This window comes from Paraburkholderia fungorum (assembly GCF_003610895.1).
Taxonomy (GTDB): domain Bacteria; phylum Pseudomonadota; class Gammaproteobacteria; order Burkholderiales; family Burkholderiaceae; genus Paraburkholderia; species Paraburkholderia fungorum_B.
In genome coordinates, this window is the sequence record NZ_MCAS01000067.1 from 37242 (window position 1) to 46570 (window position 9329).

The window sequence follows — 9329 nt, forward strand, 5'->3', positions numbered from 1 at the left end:
CACGCTAGCTTTAACCGCCTGCAACCTTCCAGAAAACGCGGATCAACTGCGCGGTACGCCGTCTTCCACCAACACGGCGATAGGCATTGCGCCTAACGCATCGCGCAGATACAGCAAGCCGTTTTCATCGACCTTGGGTGCCGCCGGACTCAACCAGTCGAACAGCGCTCGCGCGGCGAGATCCGCAGGCATCTCGATGGCCGTATCGCCCCATTTATCCGGATCGACCATCGGCAGATCGCCGCTTTCGCTGGTTTCGCCGAGCAATTCCGCAGCGAGCCGGCTTGCCACCACCACGGCCCAGGCATTCCCATGCCGCCGTGCAAACGCGATTACATTCGACGCATGCGAACCGCGCACCTCGAGCGGCAGATAGATGCTCTGACTCAGCAACTCCGGCAGATGCGCGCGCAACGCCAGCACACGCTGCACGACCGCGAGCTTTACCCGGCCGTCACGCCAGTTCGCTAGGAATTCCGAAGGCGGAGTCTGTACGAGCCATGCCTCACGTTTGGCAAAATCGACGGGCCGCCGATTGTCAGGATCGACCAGACTGAAGTCCCACAACTCCGTGCCCTGGTAAAGATCGGGAATCCCAGGCGACGCCAACCGTAACACCGTTTGCTGCAAACTATTGAGCGCACCAGCGCGCCCGATTCGCGCCACGAATGTAGACAACTCGCGCAGGAAACCATCGCGCCGCTGCGGCGCCAGAATGTCGAACAGAAAAGCGCGGCAGCCGGCCTCATAGGCTTCGTCGGGCGCGAGCCAGTTGGTCTGCAGTTTCGCTTCCCGCAGCGCTTTCAATTGCCATTGCGCGACCCGCTCGGCCAGTTCCTTGATGCCCGCTTCGTCGTCCGGCTTCAAGTCGGGTGGCCAGCAGCCCACCAAGGTCTGATACAGCATTGCTTCGGCGGCGGGGCCCGGCGCCCAGTCGTAGCGGATGTCGTGGCTGACGCTGCTGATCGGCGCACCGTCGAGCGCGCGGCGATGCGGAGCGTTCAGTGTCGACCACGCGCGCAACTTCGCGCTCCATTCGTCCGCGATTTCGCTCAACACGGCAAGCCGCGCGCGCACGTCTTCTCCACGCTTGTGGTCGTGCGTCGCCGTGGCGAGCATCGTGTGCGGAAAACGCTGCGAGCGCTCGAGATTCGCAGCATGAAATTGTTCAACCGACAACGCAAAATCACCCGGGTCCGAGCCGACTTCGTTGCGTGACAGTAAACGGCCATAGCGATAGCACGCTGTATCTTCAACCGCTTTCGCCGCAACCGGCGCGGTCAGTTGTGCGAACAGTGTCTGCGCGGTGCGCCGTGCCGAACCTGTATGAGGCGGGGCGCCACTCGCCCCCTGCTGCTGCGATTGTGCGTTGCCGCGTGCATTCGGCCCCGGCATTTCTTCGGCGCTGCCGCCGAGCCACGCGTTCACACGGTCGAGCACGACGTAGTCCGCGCGCGAAAGCGCCTGTTTCGCGCCTGCCAGCGCCTGCTCGAAATAAACGTTGTCGGCGGCGCTGCGCAGGCCGTTCTGTGAATAGATCCGATACACAGGGAAATGCACGACCAGTTCGGTCAGCACACGCCGCAGCGCGGTGAAAGTGAAATCGCGAATCGCCAGCGAGTCGCGGGCGACACGATGCAATGCCCGCGCTGCACGATCCAGTTCCGCGGAGAGGTTCTCCGCGAGAATCTTGCGTCGCGCGGCCAGGGCTTCGTCGGCGAATCGCGGGCTGCGGCCGGTGAGCTCGGCCCACGTCTCTCCGAGCAGCTCGGCGCCGGCCGGATCGTGCAGCAGGGCGCCTACGTTGTTCATGAAATCGTAGCCGGTTGTGCCGTCCACCGGCCAGTCGTCGCGCAGTGGCTCACCGCGGCCGAGAATTTTTTCGACGACCACGTACGGCGCGGTGTCGCGCAATTCGGTGAGCCGTTGCCGCAGACGCTGACAGTACTCACGCGGTTCGGCCAGACCGTCAACGTGATCGATCCGCAAACCGTCCACCACGCCTTCCTGATACAGACGGAAAACCAGCGCGTGAACGGCCTCGAACACCTCGGGCCGTTCCACACGCACGCCGGCCAGCGTCGAGATGTCGAAGAAACGCCGCCAGTTCACCTCGTCCGAAGCGGTGCGCCACCATGCGAGGCGGAAGTGCTGCCGCTCGATCAGGCGATGCAGACGGTCACGTGCTACCGGATCCGCGGGCGCATACGTTTCCAGCACCAGTTCGATCGCCGAGGCGCCATTTTGCGCGACGAACTCGCGCAGCATGTCGCGTCCTTCGGCGGCGCGCGGCTGATCGGCCGGTTGCGTTGTCAGACCCTGAAAACGCTCGGCCAGTGCGCTGAGATCGGCGCGGTCCGCGCTTTGCAGAATCGCGGCGTAGTCGGTTGGGCACACCGGAAACACATGCGGCCCGTAGCCGATATAAAAGCGCCCGCTGTCGGCCGCGAAATGCAGCGCGATCCGGCCTGCCGCGAGTTCGTCGCCGTATGGCGCGCCGAGCGTGGGCGCCAGCACCTTGCCGCGCAAGGCCGGATCGGGCGAATGCCAGTCGACGTCGAAATGGCGCGCGTATGCACTGTGCCGGCCCCATTCGAGGATATCGAGCCACCACGCGTTACTCGAGCCGCCCACGCCCATATGGTTCGGCACCACGTCGACGATCAGTCCCATGTTGTGCGCGCGCAGTTTATCGACAAGGCGTTTCAGGCCCGCCTCACCGCCATATTCGGCGTTGACCTGGGTGTAGTCGACGGTATCGTAGCCATGCATCGAGCCCGGCTCGGCGGTGGTGATGGGCGACGCGTACAGGTGGCTGATGCCGAGCGCGGCGAAGTAGTCGACGTGCTTCACGGCGTCGTCGAAGGTAAAGCCTCGATGAAACTGGAGGCGAAGCGTGGAGCGCGGGACGGTCATGGCGTATCAGGCTCCGAAGAAGCGTTGGAAGAAGCAGGAACGGTTGCGCCGCGGCGCGCGCGGTCGACGGCCAGCAGGCGATCGCTGAAGGTGTCGTCCTGGAACAATGCGTCGATCGGCAAGCTCATGCGGCGGCGCCAGTTCGGATGTTCGTCGATCGAGCCGGGCAGATTCGGCTGCTCGGCGAGCGCGAGCAGATCTTCGAGCGGAAACGTGACGAGCGGCCCAGGCGTGGCGGCGACGAAGGCGAGCGCCTCATCCACGGGCGCCGCGTCGGGCGGCGGCGCTGCCACGTCCGGCGCGGCGACGCCGGCCTGCTGGAACGCCCGCCACAGCAGAGCGCGATCGGCGGCGCGCTCTTCCTGCGCCACCTGCTCCGCGTCGCGGCCATCGGCGCGCACCATCGTCTGACCGATCCGGTTGCGCCACGTGATGTCGCTGCCGCGCCACCAGCCCGCCACGGTCGGCAGGTCGTGGGTCGTCGTGGTGCCGACCGCGTTGCGATCCCATGCCTGCGGCGGCTTGAAACCCGCGCCGCCTTCCGCGCCCTCGAACCACAGCACACGAATGCCGGCGAGACCGTGCTCGTCGAGCCGCTCGCGAAAGCCGTGCGGCACGGTGCCGAGATCTTCGCCGATCACGATCGCGCGATGCCGCCACGATTCGAGCGCGATCAGGCGCAGCAGGTCTTCGAGCGGATAACGCAGATACGCGCCGTTGCGCGCGCTTTCGCCTTCGGGCACGAGCCACAGGCGCCGCAAACCGAGAATGTGATCGATACGGACACCGCCTGCATGCGCGAACGCTGCGCGCAGCATGTCGATGAATGCGGAGAAGCCCTGCGTGCGCATCGCGCGTGGCGAGAAGGTGGTGAGCCCCCATGCCTGGCCGGCCTGGTTGAACAGATCGGGCGGCGCGCCCACTGAAATGCCTTGCAGCATGTCGTCGCGGTACGACCATGCGTGGCTGCCGGCACTATCGCACCCAACGGCCAGGTCGGCGATCAGGCCGACGGCCATCCCGGCATCGGTCGCCGCCTGCTGCGCGTGCGACAGACCCTTGGCGGCGAGCCACTGCAGAAACAGATGAAAATCGACTTCATGCCGATGCGCTTCGGCAAAGGCTTCGACTTCCGGACTGCGCGGATCGCGCAACGCCTCGGGCCAGTCGCGCCAGTGACCCTTGCCGTCTCCTTGAGCCAACTGCGCCGCTTGCAGTGCCTCGAAACGCGCGTGATCTTCGAGCGCACGGCCGGCACGTTCACAGAAGCCATGAAATTCGAGCGCGCGCGGCGTGTCGTGTGCGCTTTCCTGGGCGCAGAAGTTCTCGTACAGCGCGCGCAAGACCTTCAGCTTCAGCACTACGGCCTTCGGCCAATCGATCAGCGGCAAGTCTTCGAGCGCCGACCATGCGCTGACGCCTTGCGCGGTTTCGAGCGCGGCGCGCGCAGCGTCCGCGCCGAACACGGCGGCCGGGTCGATATGCGTGACGTTCAGCCATAAACGCGACGACGGCGAATACGGACTGAAGCGATCCGGTTCGGCGCTGAACATCGCGTGCGTGGGGCTGACGGCGAGCGCATGGGCGCCACGCTTCGCGCTTTCCGTCGCCATCTGCGCGAGCGCCGTATAGTCGCCGATGCCGCCATCCCCCGTGCGCCGCAAACCGTATAACTGCGCGGCAATGCCCCACAGCGGCGGCGCTTTCGGTGTTTGGGCCGTGGCGCCGCCGTGCAGCGTGTTCCATGCATCCGCGACGGTATAGCAGCGTGACGGCGCCACGGCTAACGTCACGCGCTGGTCGTGGATCACCAGCGTGTGATAGCCGGGCTCGTCGACGGGTGTGAGCAACGCCTCCTCACCCTTGGGCGCGGTGAAGCGGCCGTCGATGATCGAGCCGCTTTCGAGTTCGATCCGGTAGTGCGTGGCGGATCTGATCGCCGCGGCTGGCAGCGCGATGCCGCGGTCGACCTCCGCGGTCATCAACGGCGGCAGTTTGCGTCCGGACAGTTCGCTTTCCAGCGTGGCCGCGCTGTGCCGGATCTGCGTGGCGTTACCGCACGGCAAACCCATCCGCTCGAGCAGTACGGCGAGCGTGCTCTCGGGCACCTGCTGCGTTGTATGGTGCGCATCCCGCCACTCGACCTCGAAGCCGGCGCGCGTGGCAAGGGTAGCGATCGTATCGGTCGGACGTCGGGTGCTCACGCGTGGTGCTCCTGTTGGCTCGCGATGCGCGCATCGTGGCCGATGGCGTAGTCGCTGACGTCGCCGGTTACCCACGCGACCAACGCGCATGACGGCAACACTTTCGCGTCCACCTGGTCGCGCACGCGCGGCGGCGTTTCGAAAATCACTTTGCCGGCGGGCAGATCGGGGAATGCCACGTCTTCTTTCGAGAGATTCAGCGCGATCGACAGCGTCTCGCCGTCGCTGAGTTTCCAGCGGGCGATCAGCGCGTTGGCATCGCCGCCGTGTGCGGCGGCGAGCACGCTTGAGCCGAGCGCTTTCGAATGTTTCAGGCGCGGCGTAATCAGCTTGGCCCGCACGGCGAGCGCGGATTTGTAGAAGTGCATCCAGTCGAGGCGGTCTTTCGCGTCGCCGTCCGCGCCCGGGCTTTGAGCCGGCTCAGGCGGTGACGAAGCGGCGAAAGTCTTCACGTCGTTCGGGTCGGGAATCTGCGCGCGCCGCTTCTCGTCGCTGAACGCCGAAAAGCGCGCGAACTCGCGGCGCCGTCCTTCGCGCACGGCATCGGCGAGTTCGCCGCTGTAGTCGGTGAAAAACAGGAACGGCTGGGTCGAACCGTATTCCTCGTCCATGAACAGCATGGGGATCTGCGGCGACAGCAGCAGCAAGCCGGTGGCGGCGCGCAACGCCTCGTCCGAGGTCAGTTTGCGCAGACGCTCGCCGAATGCGCGATTACCGATCTGATCGTGATTCTGCAAAAACATCACGAATGAAGTGGTCGGCAGATGCCCGCTCGATTCACCGCGCAGCGCGCCTTCGTGAATCGGCGATGATTCGCCCTGATACGCGAAGCCTTCCGACAACACGCGCGCGAGGCGGCGGATCGGCTGATCTTCATAAGCGTGGTAATAGCCTTCGGTTTCGCCTGTCAGCAGAACGTGCAGCGTGTTGTGCGCGTCGTCGTTCCATTGCGCGTCGAAATGCGTTTCCAGCAGGCTCGCGCTATTGCGCTCGTTTTCCAGCACCAGGTGCACATGCCGTCCGTGCTGAACTTTCGCGCGGATATGGTCGGACAATTCGCGTAGCCACGCAGGATTGTCGATGGCATGTACCGCATCGAAACGCAGGCCGTCGATGCGATATTCGTTGATCCAGTAAACAGCGTTGTCAGTGAAGAAGTCGCTCACTTCACAGCGGTCGAAGTCGATCGCAGGGCCCCACGGCGTGTGGATGTCCTCGCGGAAGAACGAGCGGGCGTATTGGTGCAGATAATTGCCGTCCGGGCCAAAGTGGTTGTACACCACGTCGAGAAACACCATCAGGCCGAGGCCGTGTGCGGCGTCGATCAGCGCTTTCAGTTCCTCGGGGCGGCCGTACGCGGAGTCGGGCGCATACGGCAGCACGCCGTCGTAGCCCCAATTGTGCTGACCGGGAAAGTCGTTCAACGGCATCAATTCGATGGCCGTGACACCGAGCGCGACCAGCGCGGGCAAACGCCTCAGCACGCCCGCATAACCGCCCATCGCGCCGACGTGCAATTCGTACAGCACGGTTTCTTCCCACGGGCGGCCATGCCAGTTCGTATGCTCCCAGCGGTATGCGCGTGGGTCGATCACTTCGCTCGGGCCGTGCACGTCTTGCGGCTGGAAGCGCGACGCAGGATCGGGCACCGCATGCCCGCCATCGAGCCGGAAGCGATACAGCGTGCCCGCGCCGCTGTCGACGGTCGTTTCGAACCAGCCGCCGCCGGCGGAAGTCATCTCATGCGCGCCCTGGGCCGGTCCGTTTTCGATTTCCACCTGCACTGTCTTGCACGAAGGCGCCCAGAAACGGAACCGGGTGCGCGGCTTCGCGCCCGTCGCGCCCAGCAACTGCGCGCTGAACGGCAGGCAATGCGCGTGATGATGCGCGTGAGGATCAATCGGACTTTCGGACATGATTCATCACCATTCGGTTTTGCTTCCCGCCTACGTGGCCGGCGACGGCTCGTTGCCCGGCGGATTTGCGCCCGGGTCGGGCGGCAGGGCGGTCAACAATCGCGGCCCGTGCTGCGCGCCGGCCTTCCAGCCCGTCTGCCAATCCGCTTCGCCGACCGGTTGCGCGGCCAGCATCACGAGACTGTGTGCGGCCACTTCGATCTCGGGTTCCAGCAGAGGGTGCGGCGCGCTTTCCGGCTCAGCCGTGTCCAGCAGCACATGCCATTCCAGGTGCGGTGCGGGCGGCACGAAACGCAAGGTCTCGGCCGAAGCGTTGAGCATCATCAACAATACTTCCGTTTCGCCATTCAAGCCTGGCCCTGCCCGGCGCAGCGTGAACGCGCGACCTTCCGGGTCTTGCCAGGCTTCGATGGTGAGCGGGTCGCCGTGTTCGTCGAACCAGCCGACGTCGAACAGTCCTGGCAACACTTCGCGATCGCCGAACAGAAAGCGCGTTTCGCGCAGCAGCGGGTGCGCTTTGCGCAGCGCAATCACGCGCGCGACGAACGCGGTCATCTGACGGCCTTCGAGCGACGCCATGCGATCCCAGTCGAGCCATGATAGTTCGTTATCCTGGCAATACGCATTGTTGTTGCCATTCTGCGTACGCAACGATTCGTCGCCTGCCAGCAGCATGGGCGTGCCGAGCGCTACCAGCAGCGTGGCGACGAGCGAGCGGGCCACACGCTTGCGGGTTTCGAGAATGAGCGGATCGTCGGCCGGGCCTTCCACGCCCCAATTGCGGCTGCAGTTTTCGTTGTGGCCGTCGTTGTTGTCTTCGCGATTTGCTTCGTTATGCTTGTGCTCGTATGCGGTGACGTCGGCAAGCGTAAAGCCGTCATGCGAGGTGACAAAGTTGATCGAAGCCCACGGTTTCCTGAAGCGCCGGTTGAACAGGTCGGCGGAACCGGTCAGCCGCGCGGCGAGATCGGGGCGCAGACCCGCGTCGCCGCGCCAGAAGCGGCGCACCGTGTCGCGAAAACGGTCGTTCCATTCCGCGAGGCCCGGCGGATGATTGCCGAGCTGGTAACCGCCTGGGCCAATGTCCCATGGCTCGGAAATCAGCTTGCGTTGCGACAGGATCGGGTCCTGGCGCAAGGCGTCGAAGAAGCCGGAACCGGGATCGAAACCGTGTTGCTCGCGGCCGAGCGTCACGCCGAGATCGAAACGGAAACCGTCGATATTGAATTTGGTCGACCAGTAGCGCAGCGAATCCATCACCATCTGCAGGACCCGCGGGTGCGCGAGGTTGACGGTGTTGCCGCAGCCTGTGTCGTTGATATCGTGGCGTTCGTCGCCGGGAACCAGCCGGTAGTAGCTTGCATTGTCGAGGCCGCGCCATGAGACGGTCGGCCCCGACTCGTTGCCTTCGCAGGTGTGGTTGTAGACCACGTCGAGAATCACCTCGATGCCGGCCGCGTGTAACTGGCGCACCGCAATGCGCATTTCATCGAGCCGGTGTGTGCTCAGATACGAGGGTTCCGGTGCAAAAAAGGCCGCGGTGTTGTAACCCCAGTAATTGCGCAGACCGCGCTCCACCAGAAAGCGGTCGTTCAGAAACGCATGCACGGGCAGCAATTCCACGGCGGTCACGCCGAGTTTCAGCAGATGTTCGATGAATTCCGGCGCAGCCAGCGCGGCGAACGTGCCGCGTTCGTGCTGACGCAAATCGGGGCGCGACATCGAGACGCCGCGCACATGCGCTTCGTAGATGATGGTTTCGCCCCACGGCACATTCGGGCGCTGGTCGTGCGACCAGTCGAAGGCTTCGTCGATCACGACGCACTTCGGCATGGCCGGCGCCGAATCGCGGCGGTCGATAGACAGGTCGGCACGATTCGAATGCACGCGATAGCCGAACAGCGCGTCGGACCAGCGAAACTGTCCGACCAGTTTGCGTGCATACGGATCGAGCAGCAGCTTGTGCGGATTGAAGCGATGCCCATGCTGCGGCTGATACGGCCCATGCGCCCGGAAACCGTACGCGGTGCCGGGGTGCGCATTGGGCAGATAGCCGTGCCAGACTTCGTCGGTGCATTCGGGCAGCGTGAAGCGCCTGATTTCTTTGCGGCCGGTGGGGTCGAACAGACAAAGCTCGATTTTTTGCGCATTCGCCGAGAACACCGCAAAGTTGACCCCGAGACCGTCCCAGCTGGCGCCGAGCGGATAGGGCGAACCGGGCTGAAGCCGGTCGGGCATTGCGTGCGACATGATTCCCCTTCCTTGTTCTGTTTTATGAACGCTCTCGTGGGAC

The 9329-nt window shown here is 64.6% G+C and carries 4 protein-coding genes; all 4 read right to left on the reverse strand.

Annotated elements, in window-relative coordinates; genetic code table 11:
- Positions 1-42: 42 nt before the first annotated feature.
- From treY to glgX, 4 genes are read right to left on the reverse strand one after another with little or no spacing between them, the layout of a single operon-like run.
- A complete protein-coding gene (gene treY, locus BCY88_RS35800) occupies positions 43-2916 on the reverse strand; it encodes a malto-oligosyltrehalose synthase (protein ID WP_120348801.1) in 2874 nt (957 codons plus the stop codon).
- Positions 2913-5120, reverse strand: a complete 2208-nt coding sequence (gene malQ, locus BCY88_RS35805) for a 4-alpha-glucanotransferase (RefSeq protein WP_120348802.1) — start codon at positions 5118-5120, stop codon at positions 2913-2915. The genes treY and malQ overlap by 4 nt, the downstream gene beginning before the upstream one ends.
- On the reverse strand, positions 5117-7036 hold the full coding sequence (gene treZ, locus BCY88_RS35810) for a malto-oligosyltrehalose trehalohydrolase (protein ID WP_120348803.1): 1920 nt from the start codon (positions 7034-7036) through the stop codon (positions 5117-5119). Before treZ ends, malQ begins: the two co-directional genes overlap by 4 nt.
- A 30-nt stretch (positions 7037-7066) precedes the next feature.
- Complete coding sequence (gene glgX, locus BCY88_RS35815) at positions 7067-9286, reverse strand: glycogen debranching protein GlgX (RefSeq protein ID WP_120348804.1); 2220 nt, start codon at positions 9284-9286, stop codon at positions 7067-7069.
- Between the last annotated feature and the right edge of the window lie 43 nt (positions 9287-9329).

Excerpts from the sequence above, each read along its gene's own strand:
- treY (WP_120348801.1), bottom strand. The coding sequence starts at position 2,916 with ATGACCGTCCCGCGCTCCACGCTTCGCCTCCAGTTTCATCGAGGCTTT.
- treZ (WP_120348803.1), bottom strand. The coding sequence starts at position 7,036 with ATGTCCGAAAGTCCGATTGATCCTCACGCGCATCATCACGCGCATTGC.
- glgX (WP_120348804.1), bottom strand. The coding sequence starts at position 9,286 with ATGTCGCACGCAATGCCCGACCGGCTTCAGCCCGGTTCGCCCTATCCG.